Source organism: Pseudaestuariivita sp. (assembly GCF_052825805.1).
Genome location: NZ_JBRBVB010000015.1, coordinates 267,831 through 290,310 on the forward strand (window position 1 = coordinate 267,831; position 22,480 = coordinate 290,310).

Annotated in this window: 28 protein-coding genes and 1 riboswitch; of the genes, 17 read left to right on the forward strand and 11 right to left on the reverse strand. The window is 65.2% G+C overall.

Going from position 1 to position 22,480, the window contains the following annotated elements:
* Positions 1 to 4: 4 nt before the first annotated feature.
* The 5 genes from ACU0B3_RS17315 to ACU0B3_RS17335 are packed head-to-tail and all read left to right on the forward strand — an operon-like array spanning position 5 to position 4,570.
* On the forward strand, positions 5 to 979 hold the full coding sequence (locus ACU0B3_RS17315) for an ABC transporter ATP-binding protein (RefSeq protein WP_446262131.1): 975 nt from the start codon (positions 5 to 7) through the stop codon (positions 977 to 979).
* Complete coding sequence (locus ACU0B3_RS17320; RefSeq protein WP_446262132.1) at positions 976 to 1,995, forward strand: ABC transporter ATP-binding protein; 1,020 nt, start codon at positions 976 to 978, stop codon at positions 1,993 to 1,995. The genes ACU0B3_RS17315 and ACU0B3_RS17320 overlap by 4 nt, the downstream gene beginning before the upstream one ends.
* Positions 1,971 to 3,119, forward strand: coding sequence for a M24 family metallopeptidase (locus ACU0B3_RS17325; RefSeq protein WP_446262133.1), 1,149 nt, complete (start codon positions 1,971 to 1,973; stop codon positions 3,117 to 3,119). The genes ACU0B3_RS17320 and ACU0B3_RS17325 overlap by 25 nt, the downstream gene beginning before the upstream one ends.
* Positions 3,116 to 3,871, forward strand: coding sequence for an SDR family NAD(P)-dependent oxidoreductase (locus ACU0B3_RS17330; protein WP_446262134.1), 756 nt, complete (start codon positions 3,116 to 3,118; stop codon positions 3,869 to 3,871). Before ACU0B3_RS17325 ends, ACU0B3_RS17330 begins: the two co-directional genes overlap by 4 nt.
* An 18-nt stretch (positions 3,872 to 3,889) precedes the next feature.
* Entirely contained in the window at positions 3,890 to 4,570 is a 681-nt protein-coding gene (locus ACU0B3_RS17335; RefSeq protein WP_446262135.1) for a glutathione S-transferase family protein, read from the forward strand.
* A gap of 90 nt (positions 4,571 to 4,660) precedes the next feature.
* On the opposite strand, the gene ACU0B3_RS17340 is transcribed toward ACU0B3_RS17335, so the two are convergent.
* Positions 4,661 to 6,250 (reverse strand): ABC transporter substrate-binding protein, encoded by a 1,590-nt coding sequence (locus tag ACU0B3_RS17340; RefSeq protein ID WP_446262136.1) that lies wholly within the window; start codon positions 6,248 to 6,250, stop codon positions 4,661 to 4,663.
* Positions 6,251 to 6,431: 181 nt separating this feature from the next.
* Here ACU0B3_RS17340 and ACU0B3_RS17345 point away from each other — a divergent pair, with 181 nt between their 5' ends.
* From ACU0B3_RS17345 to ACU0B3_RS17365, 5 genes are read left to right on the forward strand one after another with little or no spacing between them, the layout of a single operon-like run.
* Positions 6,432 to 7,490: an ABC transporter permease gene (locus ACU0B3_RS17345; protein ID WP_446262137.1), complete on the forward strand. Its 1,059-nt coding sequence runs from the start codon at positions 6,432 to 6,434 to the stop codon at positions 7,488 to 7,490.
* Positions 7,491 to 7,493: 3 nt separating this feature from the next.
* On the forward strand, positions 7,494 to 8,399 hold the full coding sequence (locus tag ACU0B3_RS17350) for an ABC transporter permease (RefSeq protein WP_446262138.1): 906 nt from the start codon (positions 7,494 to 7,496) through the stop codon (positions 8,397 to 8,399).
* Positions 8,396 to 9,232 carry an ABC transporter ATP-binding protein gene (locus ACU0B3_RS17355; protein WP_446262139.1) on the forward strand — a complete coding sequence of 279 codons (837 nt, stop codon included), beginning with the start codon at positions 8,396 to 8,398 and terminating at the stop codon, positions 9,230 to 9,232. The genes ACU0B3_RS17350 and ACU0B3_RS17355 overlap by 4 nt, the downstream gene beginning before the upstream one ends.
* On the forward strand, positions 9,229 to 10,017 hold the full coding sequence (locus ACU0B3_RS17360) for an ABC transporter ATP-binding protein (RefSeq protein WP_446262140.1): 789 nt from the start codon (positions 9,229 to 9,231) through the stop codon (positions 10,015 to 10,017). Before ACU0B3_RS17355 ends, ACU0B3_RS17360 begins: the two co-directional genes overlap by 4 nt.
* Positions 10,014 to 10,601 (forward strand): cupin domain-containing protein, encoded by a 588-nt coding sequence (locus ACU0B3_RS17365; RefSeq protein WP_446262141.1) that lies wholly within the window; start codon positions 10,014 to 10,016, stop codon positions 10,599 to 10,601. Before ACU0B3_RS17360 ends, ACU0B3_RS17365 begins: the two co-directional genes overlap by 4 nt.
* Position 10,602: 1 nt before the next feature.
* On the opposite strand, the gene ACU0B3_RS17370 is transcribed toward ACU0B3_RS17365, so the two are convergent.
* Together ACU0B3_RS17370 and ACU0B3_RS17375 are read right to left on the reverse strand one after the other, a co-directional pair.
* Entirely contained in the window at positions 10,603 to 11,109 is a 507-nt protein-coding gene (locus ACU0B3_RS17370; RefSeq protein ID WP_446262142.1) for a GAF domain-containing protein, read from the reverse strand.
* Complete coding sequence (locus ACU0B3_RS17375; RefSeq protein ID WP_446262143.1) at positions 11,106 to 11,993, reverse strand: polysaccharide deacetylase family protein; 888 nt, start codon at positions 11,991 to 11,993, stop codon at positions 11,106 to 11,108. Before ACU0B3_RS17375 ends, ACU0B3_RS17370 begins: the two co-directional genes overlap by 4 nt.
* Before the next feature lie 294 nt (positions 11,994 to 12,287).
* Here ACU0B3_RS17375 and ACU0B3_RS17380 point away from each other — a divergent pair, with 294 nt between their 5' ends.
* From ACU0B3_RS17380 to ACU0B3_RS17395, 4 genes are all read left to right on the forward strand, one after another.
* Positions 12,288 to 12,515 carry a hypothetical protein gene (locus ACU0B3_RS17380; protein ID WP_446262144.1) on the forward strand — a complete coding sequence of 76 codons (228 nt, stop codon included), beginning with the start codon at positions 12,288 to 12,290 and terminating at the stop codon, positions 12,513 to 12,515.
* Between the two features lie 61 nt (positions 12,516 to 12,576).
* Positions 12,577 to 13,104 (forward strand): TRAP transporter small permease, encoded by a 528-nt coding sequence (locus ACU0B3_RS17385; RefSeq protein WP_446262145.1) that lies wholly within the window; start codon positions 12,577 to 12,579, stop codon positions 13,102 to 13,104.
* Between the two features lies 1 nt (position 13,105).
* The gene (locus ACU0B3_RS17390) at positions 13,106 to 14,377 is read left to right on the forward strand and encodes a TRAP transporter large permease (RefSeq protein WP_446262146.1); all 1,272 of its coding nucleotides are present in this window, start codon (positions 13,106 to 13,108) and stop codon (positions 14,375 to 14,377) included.
* Positions 14,378 to 14,402: 25 nt separating this feature from the next.
* Positions 14,403 to 15,395, forward strand: coding sequence for a TRAP transporter substrate-binding protein (locus tag ACU0B3_RS17395; protein WP_446262147.1), 993 nt, complete (start codon positions 14,403 to 14,405; stop codon positions 15,393 to 15,395).
* A gap of 87 nt (positions 15,396 to 15,482) precedes the next feature.
* On the opposite strand, the gene ACU0B3_RS17400 is transcribed toward ACU0B3_RS17395, so the two are convergent.
* A complete protein-coding gene (locus tag ACU0B3_RS17400; protein WP_446262148.1) occupies positions 15,483 to 15,986 on the reverse strand; it encodes a nuclear transport factor 2 family protein in 504 nt (167 codons plus the stop codon).
* Between the two features lie 312 nt (positions 15,987 to 16,298).
* On the opposite strand from ACU0B3_RS17400, the gene ACU0B3_RS17405 reads away from it, so the two are divergent.
* A complete protein-coding gene (locus tag ACU0B3_RS17405; RefSeq protein WP_446262149.1) occupies positions 16,299 to 16,718 on the forward strand; it encodes a hypothetical protein in 420 nt (139 codons plus the stop codon).
* A gap of 146 nt (positions 16,719 to 16,864) precedes the next feature.
* Positions 16,865 to 17,338: a Dps family protein gene (locus ACU0B3_RS17410; protein ID WP_446262150.1), complete on the forward strand. Its 474-nt coding sequence runs from the start codon at positions 16,865 to 16,867 to the stop codon at positions 17,336 to 17,338.
* A 39-nt stretch (positions 17,339 to 17,377) separates the two neighbouring features.
* Here ACU0B3_RS17410 and ACU0B3_RS17415 read toward each other — a convergent pair whose 3' ends face one another.
* Genes ACU0B3_RS17415 through ACU0B3_RS17430 form a run of 4 tightly spaced genes read right to left on the reverse strand, consistent with a single transcriptional unit; the run spans position 17,378 to position 20,612 of the window.
* Entirely contained in the window at positions 17,378 to 18,484 is a 1,107-nt protein-coding gene (locus ACU0B3_RS17415; RefSeq protein ID WP_446262151.1) for a FecCD family ABC transporter permease, read from the reverse strand.
* Positions 18,485 to 18,487: 3 nt separating this feature from the next.
* Entirely contained in the window at positions 18,488 to 19,423 is a 936-nt protein-coding gene (locus tag ACU0B3_RS17420; protein WP_446262152.1) for an ABC transporter substrate-binding protein, read from the reverse strand.
* Positions 19,420 to 20,220: an ABC transporter ATP-binding protein gene (locus tag ACU0B3_RS17425; protein WP_446262153.1), complete on the reverse strand. Its 801-nt coding sequence runs from the start codon at positions 20,218 to 20,220 to the stop codon at positions 19,420 to 19,422. Before ACU0B3_RS17425 ends, ACU0B3_RS17420 begins: the two co-directional genes overlap by 4 nt.
* Positions 20,217 to 20,612, reverse strand: a complete 396-nt coding sequence (locus ACU0B3_RS17430) for a DUF1636 family protein (protein WP_446262154.1) — start codon at positions 20,610 to 20,612, stop codon at positions 20,217 to 20,219. The genes ACU0B3_RS17425 and ACU0B3_RS17430 overlap by 4 nt, the downstream gene beginning before the upstream one ends.
* 120 nt (positions 20,613 to 20,732) lie before the next feature.
* Positions 20,733 to 20,947, reverse strand: a riboswitch (cobalamin riboswitch).
* A gap of 131 nt (positions 20,948 to 21,078) precedes the next feature.
* On the opposite strand from ACU0B3_RS17430, the gene ACU0B3_RS17435 reads away from it, so the two are divergent.
* The gene (locus tag ACU0B3_RS17435) at positions 21,079 to 21,756 is read left to right on the forward strand and encodes a DUF1045 domain-containing protein (RefSeq protein ID WP_446262155.1); all 678 of its coding nucleotides are present in this window, start codon (positions 21,079 to 21,081) and stop codon (positions 21,754 to 21,756) included.
* Positions 21,757 to 21,814: 58 nt separating this feature from the next.
* On the opposite strand, the gene ACU0B3_RS17440 is transcribed toward ACU0B3_RS17435, so the two are convergent.
* The 3 genes from ACU0B3_RS17440 to ACU0B3_RS17450 form a co-directional block, all read right to left on the reverse strand.
* A complete protein-coding gene (locus ACU0B3_RS17440; protein WP_446262156.1) occupies positions 21,815 to 22,072 on the reverse strand; it encodes a DUF1289 domain-containing protein in 258 nt (85 codons plus the stop codon).
* 67 nt (positions 22,073 to 22,139) lie between these two features.
* Positions 22,140 to 22,313, reverse strand: a complete 174-nt coding sequence (hemP, locus tag ACU0B3_RS17445; protein WP_446262157.1) for a hemin uptake protein HemP — start codon at positions 22,311 to 22,313, stop codon at positions 22,140 to 22,142.
* Entirely contained in the window at positions 22,310 to 22,474 is a 165-nt protein-coding gene (locus tag ACU0B3_RS17450) for a hypothetical protein (RefSeq protein ID WP_446262158.1), read from the reverse strand. Before ACU0B3_RS17450 ends, hemP begins: the two co-directional genes overlap by 4 nt.
* Between the last annotated feature and the right edge of the window lie 6 nt (positions 22,475 to 22,480).

A 22,480-nucleotide genomic window follows, 5' to 3' on the forward strand; every position in this document is an offset into this window, starting at 1 on the left:
GGGCATGACACCGGTTCTCGACGTGCGCGATCTCGATACGTCTTTTGTCACCGCGGCGGGCTCGATTGCCGCCTTGCAGCGCGTGTCGCTGACCGTGGGGCAGGGCGAGATCCTCGGCCTCGTGGGGGAAAGCGGCTCGGGCAAATCGCTCACCGGCTTCTCGATCAACCGCCTGATCAGCCCGCCGGGCGAGGTCGTGGGCGGTGAGGTGCTGCTGCACGGCGAGGACGTCCTGGCGCTCGGCGAGGAAGACATGCGCCAGCTGCGCGGCCGGCGGATCGCGATGATCTTTCAGGACCCGATGATGACGCTCAACCCGGTGTTGCGCATCGAAACGCAGATGTATGACGCGCTGTCGGCGCATGAAACCATCAGCAAGGGCAAGGCGCGCAGCCGCGCGATTGCAGCGCTCGACGAAGTCGGCATTCCCGCGCCCGAAACGCGCCTCAGGGCGTATCCGCACCAGCTTTCGGGCGGGATGCGGCAGCGGGTTGCGATTGCGATCGCGTTGCTGCACCGGCCCGATCTCATCATCGCGGACGAGCCGACGACAGCGCTCGACGTGACGATCCAGGGGCAAATCCTCGCGCTGGTCCAGCAGCTGTGCCGTGAGCGCGGGACGGCGCTGATCTGGATCACCCACGACCTTGCCGTCGTGGCCGGCATCGCGGACCGGCTGGCGGTCATGTATGCCGGTCGGATCGTAGAGATGGGCGGCGTGGACGCCGTGCTCGACACCCCGGCGCATCCCTATACGCGCGGCCTGATCGACTCGGTGCCGGCGCGCGGCACCCGAGGGCAGAGGCTCAACCAGATCCCCGGGCGCATGCCGGCCCTGACGGATTTGCCGCCGGGCTGTGCCTTTGCGCCTCGCTGCCCGCGCGCAACCGCAGCCTGCGAGATCATGCCGGAGATGGTGCCTGTGGATCAGACGCGAACCGTTCGTTGCGTCCACCCTTTGACAGGAGACACGCCATGACCGCGCCGGTGATCCTGTCGGCCCGGGGCGTGACCAAACGCTTTGGCGGGCGCGGCGACGTGATCGCGCGCGGGCTTGCCCGGCTCGGCCTCGCCCGACCGCGCCCCGTGGTGCGCGCCGTCGAAGACGTCAGCTTTGACTTGCACCGCGGAGAAGTGCTGGGCGTCGTCGGCGAGTCGGGCTGTGGCAAGTCCACGCTTGGGCGCATGGTCGCGGGCCTTCTAGACCCGTCCGAGGGAGAGATTACGGCTGAGGCGCCCGATGCCAGCACCGGGCCGCTGCCGATGCAGATGATCTTCCAGGATCCGTTCTCGTCGCTCAATCCGCGCAAGCGGGTGTCGAGCCTGATCGGGGAGGCGCCGCGTGTGCACCGCATTGTCTCTCCTTCGGACCTCGACGGCTACGTCACCGACCTCATGGACCGTTGCGGCATCGACGCGAGCTACCGCGACCGCTTTTCGCACCAGTTCTCGGGCGGCCAGCGGCAACGCATCGGCATTGCCCGCGCGCTGGCGGTCAAGCCGGAAATCCTCGTCTGCGACGAGGCCGTCTCCGCGCTCGACGTGTCGATCCAGGCGCAGATCATCAACCTATTCATGGACCTGCGGGACGAGTTCGGCCTGACCTACCTCTTTATCAGCCATGACCTTGGCGTGGTCGAACACATCGCCGACCGCATCATCGTGATGTACCTCGGCCGCATTGTCGAGTGCGGCCCGGCCGAGCAGATCTTTCACGACCCGCAACATCCCTACACCCGCGCGCTGATCGACGGTGTGCCGCGGCTCGACCGCCGCCGCACCGTCTACGCGCCGATCAAGGGGGACATCCCGTCTCCCATCGACCCGCCAAAGGGCTGCCACTTCCACCCCCGTTGCCCGTTGGCCGAGGCGCGCTGCCGCAGCGCGCGTCCCGCCTTGCGCGACATCGCGCCCGGACGGCAGGCGGCCTGTCACCTCATCGAACCAGACGCCATCAAAGGAGAGCCAACGTGGCCAGCTACGCAGACCGGATGAACAAGTTCCAGGGCACGATCGGCGGCAAGGCCGATCTGGTGTTCTTCCCGATCGGAACCGACCTCGACTACCTCACCGGCATTCACCGCGAGATCCCGAACTACGGGCGCAACCTGCACCCCGGAGGCTGGCTCGAGGGCATGTGGATCGCGCCGGGGCGGGACCCGATCCTGACCCTTCCGCGCATGACGGCAGAGTTCGGCGGTGCGGGCAACATTGAGGGTGTCGACCTGCGGGTGCTCGGGGACTGGGACGATCCGGTCGAGATGGTCAGCGGGATCCTCAAGGACCTCGAGATCGGGGAGGGCGCCACCGTGGCGGTGTCCGAGGATGGCGAGGCAGAGACCCTGATGGAGCTGCAGACTCTGCTGCCGGGCGTCAAGTTCGCCAACGGCACCGAGCTTTTGCGCCCGATCCGCGTGATCAAGGATCAGGATGAGATCGACCTCTTGCGCCGCGCCGGTGAGATCACCGAAAAGGCGTTTGCAGCGACGGTCAAGAACCTCAAGATGGGCATGACCGAGCTCGAGATCAGCTCCGAGATCGACTACCAGATGCGCGCGCACGGCTCGCTTGGTCCGTCGTTCACGACGTCGCTCTATAACTCCGGGCCCGATCACCCGCTGCGCTTCGGCGACAAGCTGGGCACTTGGCCGCGCAAGCTCGACAAGCCGGTGTCGGTGAACTTCGACTTCGGCGCCGTTCTCGACGGGATGTGCTATGACTTTGGCCGCACCATCGCGTTCGGGGCGCCGACCGAAGAGCAGCGCCTGGTGCACAAGCTGGTCATGGAGAGCCAGGCCGCCGGGATTGCCGCGCTGAAGGCGGGCGAGGTGACGTGCGAGGAGGTCGACAAGGCCGCCCGCGACGTGCTCGAAGACGCAGGCTACGGGAAGGACTTCCGCCACCGCCTTGGCCATGCCATCGGCTGGGATGTGCACGAGCCGCCCTTCCTGACGAAAGGCGACACGACCCAGGTGCGCGAGGGCATGGTCTTTACCATCGAGCCGTCGATCTTCCGCGACATGGATTTTAGCGCCCGCGTCGAGGACTGCATCGTTGCCCGACCGGGCGGCGGGGAGGCGCTCACGTCGGGCTTCCAGGAGCTGATCGTGATCGAATGATCGACCTCGGCGGACGCACCGCGCTTGTCACGGGCGGCGCGCGCGGTCTTGGCCGCGCGATCGCCGGGCTTCTGGCCGGGGCAGGGGCGTCGGTTGTGGTGGTCGATCTGGCGGAAAGCCTCGACGCGGCTGCGCTGCCGGGCGACTGGCAGCGGCACGCGCTCGACCTCACACACGACAATGCTGAGGCGGAGTTGACGGCCTATGTGGCCGGCCTAGCGCGGCTCGACATCCTGATTGCCAATGCCGGCATGGTCCCGCCATGGAGCCGGATCGGCGCGCTCGATCTGGGCGCGTGGGATCGCGCCTTTGCACTCAACGTCCGCGGCGTCGCGCTTAGCCTGAAGGCCGCAGCGCCGGCGCTGGCGCAATCGCCCTTTGGTTCGGCCGTCATGATGGCGTCGATCAACAGCTATCGCGCCCATCCCGATCAGGCGCTTTATACCTCAACCAAACACGCGGTGCTCGGCCTGATGCGTGCGGCCGCGCTCGACATGGGGCGAGACGGCACACGGGTTAACGCGCTGGCGCCCGGCCCGGTCCTGACCGATGCGCTGCGTGCGCGGATCGAGGCCCGCGCCGAGGCCGGCGGGCCACCTGCTCCTGATGCCCTCGCTGCGCTCAATGCCGAAACGGCGCTTGGCCGCATCGCCACGGAACGTGATGTCGCCCGCGCCGCCTGTTTTCTTGCCTCCGACCTGGCCTCCGGCATCACCGGTGTCTGCCTGCCGGTCGCGTGCGGTTTGCCTTGAGACGTGAAAGGACGCCTGATGATCGACTTTTATTTCAACGCTGCGCCGAACCCGATGAAGGTCGCGCTTTTCCTCGAGGAGAGCGGCCTCGACTATCGTCCGGTCCCGGTGGACACCAAGCTGGGCCAGCAGCACACGGAGGCGTTTCTCGCGGTCAACCCGAACGCCAAGGTCCCCGCGATGATCGACGGAGACGTGTCGCTCTTCGACAGCAACGCGATGCTTTTGTATCTCGGCGAAAAGACCGGGCAGTTCATGCCCGCAGCCGAGCAGCGCGCCGCGCTCCTGTCCTGGCTCTTTTTCATCGCCTCGGGCGTGGGTCCCTATTCGGGGCAAGCGGTGCATTTCCAGCACTTTGCGCCTGCCGAGGACCCCTATGCCATCAAGCGTTACCGCTACGAGGCGCACAGGCATTGGAAGATCATCGACGACCAGCTGTCCAAGGGCCGGTACATGCTGGGCGATACCTACACCATCCTAGACATGGCGGTCTGGGGTTGGGCGCCGCGGATCCCGTTCATGCTGGACGAGGCCACGATGGCCGGGTTCACCCATATCACGCGGCTGATGGACGAGTTGAACGCCCGTCCTGCCGCTGAAAGGGCGCTCGACCTGCCGACCCGGCACCCCTTCAAGACCGAGATGGACGATGCCGCGATCCGCAACCTCTACCCGCAGATCTTCGCGGACGCGCGGTAGTCGCAAGCCTGCCTTGCAAACAGGAACGGCCGCCGAAATCCGGCGGCCGTTTTGGTGTTTGGCGTCAAAGGGCGCAAGCCGCGGCTGGGCTCACTCCTTTTCGACGAGACGATAAAAGACAAGGTCCGAGCTTGCCCCGTGGACGTAGTTCTCGACGCTTTCCGCCATCGCAACCTGCAGCGTGCCCTGGAACATGATGAAGAACGGCGCGGTCTTCTGCACTTCGCGCTGCAGATCGATGTACATCTGGTTGCGCTTTTCCGGGTCGGCTTCGGTCAGGGCGGCCAGCGTCGCCTTGTTCATCTCTTCCGGCACGGCCCATGCGTTCCGCCACGTGGTGGTCGAGATGTAAGCCTCGTCCGAGTTGTCGGCGTTGTAGGCAAAGGCTTTGGCGTTGGAGTGTGGATCGTTGAAGTCCGGCCCCCAGTAAAGCATGATCGCCTCGTGCTCGCGCGCGCGGTACTTGGTGATGATGCCCGCCGTCGTGCCCGGCTGCAGTTCAAAGTTGATGCCGGCCTCGGCAAAGCTTGCCTGGATCGACTGCGCCACGTCGGTGAACGGGGCAAAGTTGAAGACATCCATTTCGACCGTGATCGGCAGTTCCACACCGCCGTCGGCGAGGATTTGCTTGGCCCGTTCGGGATCGTAGCTGTAGGGCGTCTCTTCGAGCGCGCCGGGGAAGCCTTTTGGCCAGAATGCCTGGTGCTTTTCCATCTGCCCCTTGAGCAGCGTGTCCGCCAGGCCGTCGTAGTCGATCAGGTAGCGCGAGGCTTCCCAGAGGGCCGGGTTGTTCAGCTCGGGCGTCTTGAGGTTGTAGGAGATGAAGTGCACCGTCGCCTGCGGCAGCGTCGCGACTTTGAACCCGTCCTCGGGCAGGCCGGCGATCTGTTCCGGCGTCAGGTTGCGCGCGATGTCCACATCCCCCTGCTGCAGCAGCAGCTGCTGGGTTGCCGCCTCGGCGACGTGGCGGATGATGATCGACTCCAGGCCAGGCGCGCCTTTGTAGTAGTCGGGATTGGCGGAGAACCGCAGCAATTCGGACGGGCGGTACATGTCGAGCTTGAACGCGCCGGAGCCGGCGGTGTTCTGGTTGAGCCAGGCATTGCCCCAGTCTCCGTCGACCTCGTTGGCCATGACCAGCTCGCGGTCCACGATCGATGCGGGACGCGCGGCGAGCACGTTCATCACGAAGGCGGGCGAGAAGTCGCCGGAGTACTTCACGGTGACGGTGTTGCCCTCGCCCATGACCATCTCTTCAAAGTTCTCGGGCGTCCAGCCGAGCTGCGCGAGGATAAAGGCCGGGTTCTTGTTCAGCTCGATCACGCGCTTGAACGAGAAGACAACGTCCTCGGGGCGGACCGGATTGCCCGAGTGGAAGCTGACGCCGTCGCGCAGGGTGAAGGTCAGCGTCTTGGCATCGGCATCCATCTCCCAGCTTTCGGCGAGGCCGCCGACCAGTTCGGTCGTGTCCTCGGCGTCGTATTGCACCAGCCGGTCGTAGGTGTTGGTCATGATCTCCGAAGAGGTGAACTCGTAGGCCTGCGCGGGGTCGATGGCGACGATGTCGTCGATGTTCTGTGCCACCACCAGCACGTTGGGCGGCGTGTCGGCAAGCGCCGCGCTGCCAAGCAACGGAACGGCCAAGAGCGCCGCCGCGATGGATCGGGTGAAAGTGTTCATCCAGTCTGTCTCCTGTGAACGGGTGTTGCCCGCCAGATGCCTGTGGATCCGGTCCGGGGTTCCTGCCGGCAAAAACGTCAACTGGCAGTAAAACGCTTTTAGTATAACCAAAGGTGGGTTTACATTTAAAGAACTTTTGTTCGTAATGCGAACATCTGCCCGATTTGGAGGCTTTGCGCCCATGTCTGCCCTGTCGCCTTTTCCCGAAGCCTCGCGTGCGCCGCGGCTAAAAGCCGGTATCGGCACCGTGGGACGCTTTGTTCTGGTAACGGCGCTGACGTTTCTCGGCCTTTTGGCGATCACCTTCTTTATCGGGCGAATCGTTCCCATCGATCCGGTTGTGGCCGTGGTCGGGGACCGGGCCTCGCAGGAGGTATATGACGCGACCTTCCGGCAGATGGGCCTCGACAAGCCGCTGGTCACCCAGTTCGCCATCTACGTGCGTGACGTGCTGACCGGCAATTTCGGCATGTCCCTCTCAACCGGACGGTCCGTGGTCGAAGACCTTGTCCGGTTCTTCCCGGCCACCTTCGAGATGGCGACGTTCGGCATCATCATCGGTGTCGTGCTGGGGGTGCCGATGGGGGTGATCGCGGCCGCCAACGCTGGCAGCTGGATCGATCAGGTCATCCGCGTCCTTGGCCTTTTGGGCTATGCGGTGCCGGCCTTCTGGATGGGGCTGGTGGGGCTTGCGATCTTTTACGCAGGTCTCGGCTGGGTGGCGGGGCCCGGGCGGCTCGACATCTTTTACGATGGTCTCGTGCCGACCGTGACGGGGATCCTGACCCTCGATGCGCTGCTTGCCGGCGACATGCTGATCTTTCGCAACGCGCTCTCGCACCTGGTGCTGCCCGCCTCGATCCTGGGGTTCTTCAGCCTCGCCTACATCGCGCGCATGACCCGTTCGTTTATGCTCGATCAGCTCAGCCAGGAGTATGTCACGACGGCGCGCGTCAAGGGGGTGAGCGAGCGCGCGGTGATCTGGAAGCACGCGTTCTACCCGATCCGGGTGCAGCTGGTGACGGTGATCGGCCTTTCGTATGCGGTGCTGCTCGAAGGCTCGGTGATGATCGAGATCGTCTTTTCCTGGCCCGGCATCGGCAATTACCTGACGACCGCGCTTTTGACGGCGGACATGAACGCGGTGCTGGGCGCCACGATCCTGATCGGCACGGTCTTTATCGTGATCAACCGCACTACGGACGTCCTTTACCGCGTCCTCGACCCGAGGAGCCGCTGAGCCATGACCCGGTTGAGACTTTGGCTGACCGCAGACGCCCCCGCGTCGAGATGGCAGGCGCAGGCGGCGCAAGCCTTTGCGATCTGGCGCAGCTTTGCGCGCAACCCCCTGGCGATGCTGGGCGCGTTCATCGTTGGCGCGCTGATCCTGATCGCGGTCTTTGCGCCGTTTCTCGCGCCGCATTCCCCGGTGGGCCAGAACCTCTCGATGCGGCTGATGCCGCCGAGCGCAGAGCACTGGCTCGGCACGGACGAGCTTGGCCGCGATATCCTCAGCCGCATCCTTTATGGCGCGCGCATCACGCTGTTGATCGTCGTGATGGTTGCCGTCATCTCCGCGCCGATCGGTCTGATCGTTGGCGCCGTGGCCGGCTATTTCGGGGGCTGGACGGACCGGATCCTGATGGCGATCACCGATGTGTTCCTGTCCCTGCCCAAGCTCATCATGGCGCTGGCGTTCGTGGCCGCGCTCGGGGCCGGTCTGCAAAATGCGATCATTGCGATCGCGATCACCGCCTGGCCCGCCTATGCGCGGATCGCGCGCGCCGAGACGCTGACATTCCGTAACTCGGAATTCATCGCGGCGGTGCAGCTGCAGGGCGCGTCGCATCTAAGGGTGATCGCCGTGCACGTGCTGCCGCTCTGCATGTCCTCGACCATCATCCGCGCCACGCTCGACATGGCGGGGATCATTCTGACCGCGGCGGGCCTTGGCTTTCTCGGGCTGGGCGCGCAGCCGCCCCTGCCGGAGTGGGGGGCGATGATCTCCCGCGGGCGCTCGTTCATCCTCGACCAGTGGTGGGTTGCGACAATGCCGGGCTTTGCCATCATCATCGTCAGCCTCGGCTTCTGTTTTCTCGGGGACGGGCTGCGCGACGTTCTGGACCCGAGGCAGAGGGAAGGCCGATGACGGAAACACTTTTGCGATTGCGCGATTTGCGCGTCACCTTTCCCGGACCGCGCGGCCCGGTGCAGGTCGTGCACGGCGTGTCCTTTGACCTTGGCCGCGAGCGGCTCGGCATTGTGGGCGAAAGCGGGTCAGGCAAGTCCTTGACGGGGCGCGCCTTGTTGCGGCTGCTCAAGCCGCCCGCGCAGGTGGAGACGGGCGGGCTGATCTTTGACGGGATCGACCTGACGCGGCTCTCCGAAAGACAGATGCGCGACATCCGCGGTGCCCGGATTTCGATGGTCATGCAGGACCCCAAGTTCTCTCTCAACCCGGTGATGACGATCGGGGCGCAGATTGCAGAGGCGCTCAAGGTGCACGAAAACCTGCCCCGGCGCGAGGTGCAGGCGCGGGTTCGCGACATGCTGGATCAGGTCCGTATCGCGGACCCGGACCGCGTGATGAAGCTTTACCCCCACGAAGTTTCGGGCGGCATGGGCCAGCGCGTGATGATCGCGATGATGCTCATTCCACAGCCCGACATCCTGATCGCGGACGAGCCGACGTCGGCACTGGACGTGAGCGTGCAGGCGCAGGTGCTGGACCTCATCGACACGATGATTGCCAAGAACGGCATGGCGCTGATCTTGATCAGCCACGACCTTGAGCTGGTCGCGCGCTACTGCGACCTGGTTCTGGTCATGCATCGTGGCCGCGTGGTCGAGGAGCTCGAGGCCGGCAAGCTGCACACGGCCGCGCATCCCTACACGCAGGGCCTTTTGGCGGCGGTCCCGCGCATGGACGAAAGCCGCGCGGTGCTGCCGGTGATGGACCGCGACATGGTGTACGACGCATGACGCCGGCGCTGAACATCGAGCACCTCTTTGTGCGCTATGGCCGGACGGATGTGGTCCGGGATGTCTCCTTTGCCGTCGGGCAGGGCGAAAGCTATGCGCTGGTGGGCGAGAGCGGGTCAGGCAAGTCGACGATCCTGCGCGCCATCGTCGGCATGGCGCGCGACTGGCGCGGCACGATTGAGGTTGACGGTGTGCCGCGCGCCGGGCGGATCGACCTGCTGTTTGCACGGCATTGCCAGATGATCTTCCAGGACCCCTACGCCTCGCTGCATCCCCGCCGCACGGTGGACGCGACCCTGTCGGAGCCGCTCAAGGTGCATGGCATCGGCGACCGCGCGGACCGGGTGGTGCAGATGATGCGCGATGTGGGGCTCGACCCGCGGTTCCGTTACCGCTTTCCGCACCAGCTGTCCGGGGGCCAGCGGCAGAGGGTGGCCATCGCCCGGGCGTTGATGCTGGAACCCAGGCTGCTGCTCCTCGACGAGCCGACCTCGGCGCTCGACGTGAGCGTGCAGGCCGAGATCCTCAACCTGCTTGTCCGCCTGCGCGAGGAGCGCGATCTGACATATATCCTGGTCACCCACGCGCTGCCTGTCGTCGGCTTTCTGTGCGACCGGCTGGGCGTTCTGCGGCATGGCAGCCTGGTCGAGCAGGCCCCCGTTTCGGCGCTGCGCACCGGGGCATTTGCCGAACCCTATGCGCAGGAGCTATACAGCGCCAGCCTCGGCACAAAGGACCGGACCGCGGACGAGGCACGTGTGAGCGTCAGGGGAGCAGGCGTGTGAGTTTGGACGACGCCGCCAAGGCAGAAGGGTTGCAGATCGGCAGGACCATCCGCGCGCGGCGTCAGCACCTGGGTCTGACGTTGCAGGAGGTGGCGGAGCCGGCGGGCATTTCCATCGGGTATCTCAGCCTGATCGAGCGTGACAAATCCGTCCCGACGCTCACGACATTGTCGGCCATCGCGCGGGCGCTGGGGGTCGGGATCGACTTTCTGATCGCGAAACCGCAACCGAATACTTGCATCAGCCGCGCCCGGAACCGTCCGCAATTCATCGTCGGGGCGTCACAGATGCGCTACGAGCGGCTGGGCGCCACGTTCCCCGGCAATGAACTGTCGTCGTTTATCATGACGCTCGAGCCGGGCTACACCTCGGAGATGGTGACCCACGCGGGCGAGGAGGCCGTCTACGTGCTGACCGGGTCGCTCGAGCTGACGCTGGACGGCGAAAAGCTGACCTTGGCCGAAGGCGACAATGCGCATTACGACGCGGGCCGTCCGCATGGCTGGGCCAACCCGTCGGATATGCCGGTCCGGGTGCTCTGGACCGGGACGATCAACCTCTTTGACGAGCGGGGCGAGACCTAGCCTAGCCGCCAAGCGCCTCCGCGCGCGCGACCGTGCGGTGGGCAGGCCCGGAAAGATGCGCGTTGCAAAAGGCCACCCGTTCGGGCGTGTAGTGCTGCTCTGCATGCAGGATGTTCATCGTCGCCACCAACGCGCCCTCTCGGGTCACCGGCAGGTTGACGACGGACCCGCAGCCCAGCTGCCCGATGAGTGCGGCATCCGGGAAGACTTCGTCGATCTCCGCCAGCGTGTTCGCCACGAACGTCTGCCCCTTGCCGTGCACGTGATCGAACCAGCGGTTCATCGTGATCTCCTTGGTGCCGGAGGCCGGGTAGTTCACTGGGTCCGAGCTGTAGGCCCGCCGGGCCAGCATCATCTGCATGTCCACCGTCATGATGGTAAAGAGGCGCGCCCCGACGGTCACGTCCACGAGCTCGCCAAGCGCCTTGTATGCGTCATCGGCGGTCTTTGCGTCGTCGAGCGCTGCTTCAAATCGGGCGAGGGCGTCCGTTGGCGAGGTCATGGTCATCCGGCTTCCTTGGCATGGGCGGCGACGGCGGCATGGGTGCCGATGAACACATCCCCGCGCGCGCGGGCGTGGCGCAGCAATTCGTCGAGGATCCAGATGCGCGAGCGATAGCCGATCACGAAGGGGTGCATCACCAGCTGGCAGACGCCGCCTTCGTCGAACGCGGCATCGAATTCGCGCAAGAAGACCTTGAGCACATCGTCCGCGCTCAGCGTCGGACGGGTGGGCGGCACGCGGTTGAAGAGCAGGTACACCGCATCGTCGCGCACCCAATCCACCGGCACTTCGACAAGCCCGGTGGGGGAGCCGTCGCAGATCAGCTCGTAGCAGCTGTCATCGGCCATCATGGAGCTGTCGTAGGCAAAGCCGGCCTCTGCGACCAGAGCGATCGTGTGGTCGCTCAAATCCCAATGCGCGGCGCGGTGACCGACGGGACGCTGGCCGCTGAGGGTTTCCAGTGTGTCGCGGGAGCGGAGCAGCAGGTCACGCTCTTGCGTCTGGCCGAGGGTGGCGTTGGCCTCGTGGATCCAGCCGTGCACCCCGATCTCGTGACCGGCCTCGACGATCCGGCGCGGCTCATCGGGGTCGATCAGCGCGGCGACCGCAGGCATGAAGAAGGAGGCGTGCGCATCGTGGCGGCGCAGCGTCTCGAGGATGCGGGGCACGCCCACGCGCCGCCCGAACTCCCCCCATCCCAGCCGGCCGACGGCATGACGTCCACCGCCCATCTCAAAGGTCTCGTGGTCGCAGTCAAAGGACAGCGCCAGCGCGGCTTTGGCGCCGCCGGGCCACGAGGGCGGCGCGAGACGTCGCCCGGCACGCACGCGGTTCACATGCCCGCGCCAGACCTCTTCCGGCCAGTCCTGTGGGGGCAGATCCGTCATCTCATAGTCCTCGATACATGGCGCTGGAAGGTATGCGCGCGATCTCGCCCGACCCTGTCACGACCGCCCGTGAGCCTCGTGCCAGCACGGGCTTTCCGCCGGCTCGGGGGGGCTCGAAAGATACAGCACGCGTTCGCATAACGAACTATTGCTCGCAAAATGCCGAGAGATCAAGCGATGCCGACATTGCAGCCGCGAGATCCGTTCTGCGCTGTCGCTATGTGTCGCAATCAATTGGTGGAAGCGGCGGGAGCTACTTGAGGTCGTTGCGGCAGACTGTAGGGTTGGGCGTGCTTGAATTATCTTAAAATCAGTGGCTTATGGCTAAAAGCGGCTTTCGAAGCGCTATCGCCTGGCTTCGATTTTTCGCGGCGCGGTGAAGCCACTCTCCTCTTCGAGTCTGCCAATCCAAAGGTGAAATATCTGCTTGGCTCCGCACTCATCGCCATGCCTTTCTTTGTAAATAGTGCGCATAGCGAACAAAAATTTGTATTGCGAACATTTGAGATATCCGTAGTCTGATCGGCGGGGCGGCGCTTTCCGGCCCGCTGACACACGTGAACTTGCTGTGGGGGCTCGCCTGTTGCGGAGCTACGTGACCATCGTCGACAAGATCAACGCGCTCGTGACACTGCTGGTGGCCGCCCTGCTGTGCGTCGTCGCGCTTGCGGTCATGACACAGGTGACGGTCCGGTTTGTCCTGACGGCGCTCGACATCAACATCTCGGCGCCCTGGACCGAAGAGCTGGCGCGGTACACCCTGATCTGGATGGTGTTTCTCGGTGCTGCCGTCGGCGTGCGGCACGCGCGGATGATCGCGCTGGAATTCGGCGTGCGCAAGCTGCCGGCGGGCACCGGCATTCCGATCCGCTACGCCGTGATGATCCTCTGCATCGCCTTCTTCGGGCTCTTGCTCTCGACCGGCCTGGACTTCATCGCGCTTGGCCGGACGGAGACCAGCCCCGTCCTCGGCATCACCAAGGACAAGGTCTACTGGGCGATGCCGGTGAGCATGGGTCTGATGATCGTCAACTCGCTCGCCCTGATCGCCGAAACCCTCATCGAAGGGCGCGACATACGGTTCGCGTCCGATTTCGCGCCGGAGGATTGAGATGATCCTGCTGGTCGGCGCACTTCTGGTTCTCTTTATCGCAAGCGTGCCCATCGCCATGTCGCTGGGGCTGGCTGCGATCCCGACCCTGATCGACAAGAACATTCCGTTCATCGCGATCCCGCAGGTGATCTTCGAGGCGCTGGACAGCTTTGCGCTGATGGCGCTGCCGCTTTACGTACTGGCCGGGCGGTTGATGCAGCACGGCGGCATCGCCAAGCGGCTCGTCGATCTGGCCAAGGCGCTTGTCAGCTGGGTGCGTGGCGGGCTGGCTGCCGCGGTTGTCATGACGTCGATGCTCTTTGCCACGATCTCCGGCTCGTCGGCGGCGACGGCAGCGGCGATCGGGTCGATGCTGATCCCGGAAATGGAAAAGCAAAAGTACCCGCGCCCATTCAGCGCCGCGACGACGGCGGCCTCGGGCGAGCTGGGCGTGATCATCCCGCCTTCGGTCGCCATGGTGATCTACGGCGTCATCACCGGTATCTCGATCACGGACCTTTTCATCGCGGGCTTTCTGCCCGGGTTGATGGTCGGCGTGTCCCTCATGACGACGGCGATCCTCGTGGCCTGGATCATGGGATACGGCGAGCGCCAGCCTTTTCAGATGCGGCCCTGGGTGCGCGATGTGTCGGGTGCGTTCTGGCGCGCGTCGCTGTCACTCTTCATGCCGGTCATCATCCTGGGCGGCATCTTTGGCGGCATCTTTACCGCCACGGAGGCGGCTGTCGTGGCCGTGTTCTACGCCCTTTTCCTGAGCGTCGTCGTCTATCGGGAGATCGGGGTGCGGGACCTGCCGCGTATCTTTGCAAGTGCTGCGGTCACGTCGTCGGTGGTCATGATCATCGTCGCCTTTGCCGCGATGTTCGCCTTTGCGCTGCACCTGTTGCGCGCGCCGCAACAGCTGGGCCAGCTTTTGACGACGGTGACGGAGAACCCGATCTACTTCCTCTTGCTGGTCAACCTCTTCCTGCTGGTGGTCGGCATGTTCATGGAGACGTTTGCCGCCATCGTCATCCTTGCCCCGATCCTGTCGCCGATCGCGGTGAGCTACGGCATCGACCCCGTGCATTTCGGCATGATCATGATCGTGAACCTCGCCGTCGGGATGGTCACACCGCCGGTCGGGGTCAACCTCTTCATCGCCTGCGGCATTGCCCGCATCAGTATGGAGCAGCTGATGCGTCCGCTGGCGGTGTTCCTGATGGTCCTCTTGGCCAACCTGATGATCATCACCTACGTCCCGAGCATCTCGCTCGTCCTGCTCCGCTAACCAGTTCGACAGGGAAACAACAGACATGACATTCAGACAGACCGCCTTTGGCGTCGCGGTGGCGATGGCCGTCGGGACCGGTGCCGCGCAGGCGCAGGACTACACGATGACCATGGCCCACGTGTTGAGCGACCAGAGCCCGTACCAGGTCACGCTCAACGAGTTCAAATCGCTGATCGAAGAACGCTCTGGCGGCAGCATCGCCGTCGAGATCCAGTGCTGTGGACAGGCCGGCAACGAAACGCGGGCCATCCAGTCGATGCGCACGGGCATTCTGACCGGCGGCTTCGTGGGCGGCTCGACACTCGAGACGGTTGTGCCGGCCTACCGCGTGCTCTCCCTGCCGTACCTTTTCGAGGACAAGGCGCAGGCCTACGAGGTGCTGCAAAGCGACATGGGGCGCGAAATGCTCGACCTGCTCGGTGAGTACGGCATGCACGGCCTCGGCTTCGGCTCGATTTACGAACGGTCCGTCGCGACCAAGGCACCCGCGCGGGTCGAGACCGTCGACGACATGCAGGGTCTGAAGATCCGCGTGCTGCCGACGCCGGGCTTTGTCGAGGCGTACAAGGCCATGGGCACCCAGCCGACGCCGATGTCGTATGGCGAGCTTTTCATGGCGATCCAGAACAACGTTGTCGACGCGCTCGAGATCTCGCCCGATGCGATCGTCGCGGACGGGTTCTACGAGACGGTCAACACCTACACGCTGACCAAGGCGCACCAGTCAACCACCGTCATGGTCCTGTCCAAGTCCTGGTGGGATGGCCTGCCGGCAGATGTGCAGGAGATGATCCAGACCGCTGCGACCGACGCCATTGCCGTCGGGATCGAGGCGCATGACGGCCTTGCCGATGCCGGTCTGGAAACCGCGGCAGAGGCCGGGGTGGAAATCCTCGAGCCCGATCTTGCGCCCTTCATGGAGGCTGCAAAGCAAAGCTGGGACGTCATCCTGACCGATCAGCCCGAAGCGGCGGAGTTCAAGGACAGGTTCGAGGCGTTCATCGCGTCCAACTGAGCCGATGCAACAAAAGCGGGGCGGCCATCCGGGTCGTCCCGTCCCGCAAGACCGGACCCAAGAGAGGCTTTTTTCGAGACGCGCGCGTTAGCCTTCGGGTGGTGCGGCCCGGCGGCCAATCGGGTGCATCTGGTCGCGGTGAAAGTTCTCCGACCCGGCCGCTTTCAGCACCAGTTCGGAAATCTTCCATCCGTCCGATGTGCGCTCGAAACCATGCGCATATTGCCCCCACAACTCGCTGTTCGCGCGCCCGTCCTGGTACCGGTGCCACGCGTAAACGTAGCAAGTGCTGCGCGCCTTGTCGCGCGTCTCGAAACGGATGTCGATGTTCGAGATATGATGGCTCGTCGCGGCAAAGAAGCTCGTCAGGCCGTTCGTGACCATCGGCCGGAGCTCGTTGAGCCCCGCCATGGTCGGCACGTCCGGCCCGTAGTCCACAACCGCATCTTCGGTAAAGAGCGCAAGCACGGCTTCGATCTCGGCTTGGTCGAAATGATAGCAATAGTCGTGGATGACTTTTGCGATATCCGCCTTGTCGAGCAGGCCCTCAAGGCTGCGTTCGTGCCCGGACATGTTTGGCGCATTTTCCATGGGTTTGAAGGTACAAGGGGGCGGCCAAGCCGGCAAGCGTCGAGCACATTGGATGCAAAATAGTTTCGTGGTGACAGGGTATTAGGCTGTGCCGAAGGCGCCCGCGGGTAGGACTTGGACCGTATACTTGTGCACCCGACATCTTAGGTCAGGTGTCAGCTTGACTAGACGGGAGCGTCAGCCTGGCTTGACGCTAAGGTGATCAAAAGCGTAAGGCTTAGGCTTGTGATCCGGGTCATATCCTATAAATATACTCAGGATAGGGCGGTTGTCCTCCGCAATCTTGCCCGGCCTGACAGAAAGGTCTGCGACATGCTGCCCCTACGTCTCGACCAGCCTCATGTGAAGCGCTCTGCGCCGCGGCTCGACGACGGCGCGCGGGCGTTTCTGAATCATCTGCGCTTTGTGGCGATGCAGTGCCGGGTGCGGCGGCGGACGGATCTTTTCGAGGCGTGCGCGCTGTTGCAGGTGGAGAAGTGTGCCTCGCGGGAGGCTTACGCCGAGGCGCTGATGCGCTGCCTGCCCGAAGCGCTGGGACAGACCGCTCGGCTCTATGCGCCGGGCGCAGTGGAGATGACATTCGACGAGACGTGGCTCTTGCAACTGGCGCGATCGTCCGTGGCGGATGACGCGCCCAGCGTCGCGTTCCTTCTGGCGTCGCGGGTGGCGCCGCAGAACCGGCGCTTCGTCAAGTTTCTGATCGCCCGGATCGCAGTCAGCTTTGATCTGTAACCGAGTGAACTTGTCGGTTTTAGAATAATTCTAAAAACATCTTGCTTTTGGTTTGCGGGTGTCTACGTACTCCCGCACAGCAAGCCAGCACGTCCGCCAGCCAGCTGGATCGAGAGACCCCAGACTTGCAGGAGAGGGAGCAAGGGATGACCCAGACAGCCGAAGCGCTCACCACCGACGCGCGCGCCGCCATCGCAGACGCGCTCAACCAGTCGGTCGCCGAGACCGCCGTTGCCACGATGCTGGCGCAGAACTTTCACTGGAACGTGACGGGGATGGGCTTTGGCCCGCTGCACGATCTTTTCCAGAAGATTTACGAGGACCACTTCGTCGCGCAGGACGATCTGGCCGAGCGGGTGAAGGCGTTGGACGCCCATGCCGAAGGCACGCTGGCCGGCATGCTCGCGCGCTCCAAGGTCAAGGAGCACGATGGCCACGCCTCCGACAAGGAGATGATCGCGGCCATGCAGGAGGCGCAGGAGACGCTCGCGGCGACCCTCGCCGGCGCCGGCGCGCTCGCCGCCGAACACGGTGACACGCTCACCGAGGACCTCTGCATCGCCCGCGGCCAGGAACACGAAAAATTCGCCTGGTTCCTCCGCGCCCACCTCAAGGGCTAAGCCCGTAGGGTGGGCCACGGCCCACCTTACCTCGCCGCCCTAGACGCCGCGCCTGCGTCCCAGGAGCCAGACAAAGAACACGCCGCCGACGAGGCCGGTGACGATGCCGATTGGCATGTCTTCGGGGGCCATGATGGTGCGGGCGGCGATGTCGGCCCAGAGGAGGAAGATCGCGCCGATCAGCGCCGAGGCAGGCAGGACGCGGCGGTAGTCTCCGCCGACGAGCATCCGCGCCACGTGCGGCACCATCAGCCCGACAAAGCCGATGATCCCGGAGAACGCGACCATCACGCCGGTGATGAGCGCGCCGGCGACGAACACGGCCAGCCGGAACCGCGCGACGGGGATGCCAAGCGTGGCGGCGGTCTCGTCCCCGACGGTCATCGCGTTCAGCTGCGCCGTGCGGGTGGCCAGCCACGCGCCGCAAGCCAAAAGGATCACAGCCGGGTAGATCAGGTGGTCCCACTGCGCGAGGCCCAGCCCTCCGAGCATCCAGAAGACCACCGTATGCGAGGCGTGCGGCTCGCCGAGAAAGATCAGCCCGTTCGCGCCCGCCATGATGATGAACGAGACCGCGACACCGGCCAGCACCAGCCGGTCCGCGCTTTGCGCATCCGCCAGCCGCGAGACGCCGAGCACGACCAGCGTCGCCAGGAGCGCGCCGCAGAACGCCAGGATCGGAACCGTCAAAAGCCCCAGAAAGAGCCCGGAGTGCAGGAGGGCAAAGATCGCGCCAAATGCACCGCCCGACGAGATGCCAAGGAGGTGCGGATCGGCCAGTGGGTTGCGCGTGACTGCCTGCAGCGCGGCGCCGACCACCGCAAGGCCGGCGCCGACGAGGATCGCGAGCAGCGCGCGGGGGAAGCGGATGTCCCAGACGATGGCCTCGCGGCCCCGGCTCCAGTCCGCCTCGATGATGCCGGGCGAGATCTTGCCCACCAGCACCCCCCAGACCGTGCCTGTGGGGACCGGCACGGCTCCCACGGAGATGGCGATCGAGAGCGATACGAGCAGCGCCGCCAGCCCGAATGCAGTCAGCCCGAGCGCGGTCAGCCCCAGCGCCCGGCTCTTGGCTTCGCGCACCGGAGACTGCGCGGCGGACTGCACTGGGGACTGCACGGGGGACGGAACGGCCGTATCGCTCATCGCTCAGTTGCCCCGGAACGCGTCCGCCAGCGTCTTGACCGCGGCGATGTTGCGAGGGCCGGGCGTCGCCTCGACGTATTCGAGCGTCACGAACCGGTCGTTCTTGACCGCGTCGATCTCGGCAAAGGCGGGGTTCGACATCATGAAGGCCCGCTTTTGCGCGGCGGTCACGGTGCCGTAGTTGACGATGACGATGACCTCCGGGTTCTGCTCGACAACCTCTTCCCAGGTGACGATGCCCCAGCTCTTCTCAAAGCCGTTCATCACATTGGTGCCGCCCGCCGCCTCGATCAGCGCGGTGGGCATCGCGTAGAGGCCGGCGGTGAAGGGCTTGTCCTCGCCGCTGTCGTAGACGAAGGCGCGCACCGGCGCGCCGGGTTCGAGACCTGCGGTGATCGCGGCCAGCTCCGCCTTGTAACCCTCGACCAGCGCGGCTGCCTTGTCCTCCACATCGAAGATCGCACCGAGGTTCATCAGGTCGGCGTACATGTCGTCCATGCTGGCCTTGCCCTTCTCCATGATATGCGCGCAGCTTTCCGTCAGCTCGTAGACCTCGATGCCGAAGGGGGCGAGCGTCTCGGGCGTGACGTCGCCACCGACTTTCATGCCGTAGTTCCAGCCGGCAAAGAAGAAGTCTGCATCCGCGCCGACCAGCACTTCCTTGGAGGGGTACTTGGCCGAAAGTTCCGGCAGCGCCTCGACGCCGGCGCGCATGTCCTCATCCAGCGTCTTCCAGCCCGAGATGCCGGTGTAGCCGACCATGTGGTCGGTCAGCCCGAGCACGAGCATCATCTCGGTCAGGTTCACGTCGTTCGAGATCGCGCGGCTCGGCACCTCGTCAAAGGTCACGGTGCGGTTGCAGCTTTGCACCGTTGTCTCGGCAAAGGCAGCGCCAGCGGTAAGCGCGAGGGCGGCGGTGGTCAGGAGTGTCGTCTTCATCGTTGGGGTCCATGAGTGTGAAGGTGGTAGGTGAGGTGCTCGGTCTGACTGACCGACAGGGTTTCTGTGCGCGCCCGAACGCCAAAGGCATCTGACACGGCAGCCTCGGACAGGACCTCGTGCGGCGGGCCAAATCCGAGCGCGCGCCCGGAGTGAAGGAGCAGGACGTCGTCGCAGAGGGCGGCGGCCAGGTTGAGATCGTGCAGCGAGGTCACGATTGTCAGGGGCAGGGTGCGGATCAGCTCCAGCACCTCCAGCTGGTGGCGGATGTCGAGGTGGTTGGTCGGCTCGTCGAGGATCAAAAGCTGCGGCTCCTGCGCGAGCGCACGCGCGACCATAACCCGCTGGCGCTCCCCACCCGAGAGGGTGCTGAGGTGGCGCTCCGCGAGACCGTCGAGGTCGAGCCGGGCCAGCGCGCCCTCGATGATCTGCACGTCACGCACACCGGCGCTGCCGGCAAAGCCGCGCCGATGCGGCGTGCGCCCCAGGGTGACGATCTCCTGAACCGTCAGAGCAAAGTCGCCGGGTTGCTCTTGCAGCACCGCCGCGACGCGCTGCGCCACGGCACGGGCCGGCATATCCCAGATGTCGGCGCCACCGACTTGCACGTGGCCTGTTGTGGGGCGGTGGAACCGGTAGAGGAGGCGCAGCAGCGTCGTCTTGCCGGCGCCGTTCGGGCCGACGATGCCCAATACGCGCCCCGCCTCGAGCGCAAAGCTCACCGGATGCAGCAGCGTCGGCGCTCTGCGCCCCGGCGACCACGAGAGGTCGGTGACGGTGAGGTTTGCCGCGCTCACGACGCCCGGGCCTCGCTCTCTTCGAGCGCGATGATTGCCGCAGGCACCCGCGCAAGCGTCGCCTTGCGCAGCTTGCCGGGCCGGTCAACCGAGGCGCACCAGCCGTCGTGCAGGTAGGCATACTGGCGCGCGAAGGCCACGAGGTCGGCGATGTCCGTCTCCGGCTCGATGTCGCCAAAGAGATACGTCGCCTTTTTCGTGCCGTGATAGGCCACGGTGCAGGGGCGGTCACAGCCGGCCATACAGGCCACGCCCGAGATCTCGAAATCCTCCGGCACCGACGCCCCGGCGGCCGCGATGGCCGTGCGCAGCTTGTCGATCAGCTCATAGCCCGGGCGGCAGTCGGTGCCCTTGTGCCGGCACGAGGTGCAGATTGTGATCCGATGTGTCATATGGCCCTCCGCCACGCGCCTGCGGGCGCAAAGGGCCATGTCGCTGCGGAAGATGCCGCGTCGCCATGCTGTGCTCCTGACCGGGCGCCCCGCCCGCATCGCGTTGAAACTCCGGCGCACGGGTGCGCGCCGTCGATGGCAGGTCTCCTGACTCGCGGGTCGCTGCTTGCCCGAACCTTCCCGGACGCAACGTCCAGTGGCTCATCTCGGGCTCGCTCACCGCTCACAGTTGCGGGGGCAGTCACGGATTTGGTGCCTGTTGGCTACGCCGCACCGTGTTCCCTTTTCATCCCGCGCGCCTTGGGCTTGCGAGAACCATCATCGCGGACAAAGCCGCATCCTTTCGAGTCTGTCAATCGCGCATCGCCCCTGGGGGATGTTTCAAGGGGCGTTTTCGGGGTCCGAGACGCGCGCGCAGGCGAATAGCGTGTGGTGCCGAGATGCCATCTGCGGTATGTGCCGCAGCATGAAGTACGCCCGCCATGCCATCTACTTCACCCCCCGCGCAGGTGCTTTGGCCGAGGCCGGCGCGCGCTGGCTTGGGTGGGACGTGTTGCGCGGCGTGCCCGTGCCGAAGCCCGACCTCGCAGGGCTGGACGCCGTGACTCGCACCCCGCGCAAATACGGCTTCCACGCAACGCTCAAGCCGCCGTTCCGACTGGCCGAGGGCATGACGGGTGACCAGCTATGTGCGGCCGTGGAGGCGCTTGCGGAACGCACGCCCGCCGCGCGCTGCGCAGGGCTGCAGGTGGCGACGATTGGGCGGTTTCTGGCGCTGGTGCCGCTCGGGAGCCAGGACGATCTAGCGAGCGTGGCGGCGGCCTGTGTGCAGGAGCTCGACGACTTTCGCGCCGCACCGACCGCGGAAGAGACCGAGCGGCGGCGCAAGGCGCAGCTCACGCCGCGGCAAGAGGCACTGCTTGCGCGGTGGGGCTATCCCTATGTGCTGGACGAATTCCGCTTTCACATGACCCTGACGGGCCCGATCCCGACCGCCGATCTGCCCCTTTGGACCGAGCGGGTCGCCGCGCATTTCCCGCCGATGCCGGCTCCATTCGTGCTGGACCAGATCGCCCTTTGTGGAGAGCGTCAGGACAGCGCCTTCGAGGTCATCGGCCAGTTCCCCCTGCGCGGCGCGGCGTAGGCTTTTGCCTGCGCAGACGCGCTCCTGCACCTTGTGTCACGAGGGTACACAGTCCCGCCTAGGCCGCATCCCGCACGGCTGAGACCGGCTTGACCTTCTTCTTGAGGCACTTGCGCAAATAGGCGGACGTCCAGTGCGAGTACCGCCCGAGCTGGCGTTGCTGCGCGACCAGCATGGTGACGAATGCCGCGCGGTGCTTGTCCTTTTTCAGGCCCTTGAAGAGCGCCTTTTGCGCCTTGGTCATCGAACAGCCGATGCAGTGGCCTTCGCGTTTGAACTTGCACACGTCGATGCAGGGGCTGGGTGTCTTGGCCATGGGGTCCCTTGTTCGGTTGCCTCGCGGGCTCAACGCCGCGCGTGCTGCCTTGGTTCGGCGAAAGAGTTCACTTCGTCAGGATCAGCTTGCCCGCCTTTGTGATGCGCAGGATGTAGGTTTGCCCGTCCAGAACGATCTGCGCCTGCACGCCGTCCCGGATCAGGTCGCGCGCGTCATAGGTGGCGACCTGCGGGCGTTCGGGCACGTCCATCGGGCGGGGCACTTGGGTCATGGCGTTCACGGCGTCCGCTCCAGATGGTCGAGCAAGCGCTCGAGGTGCTCATCGGACGGGTAAAGCCCGTGCAGAGCGGTTTGCAGAATGTCGCGCCAGCACACGCTGTCCTCGCGCGGGCCAAGCGCCGCGCTCTGCGGCAATGGCGCAGCCTGAAAGCCATGGTCCATGGGTCA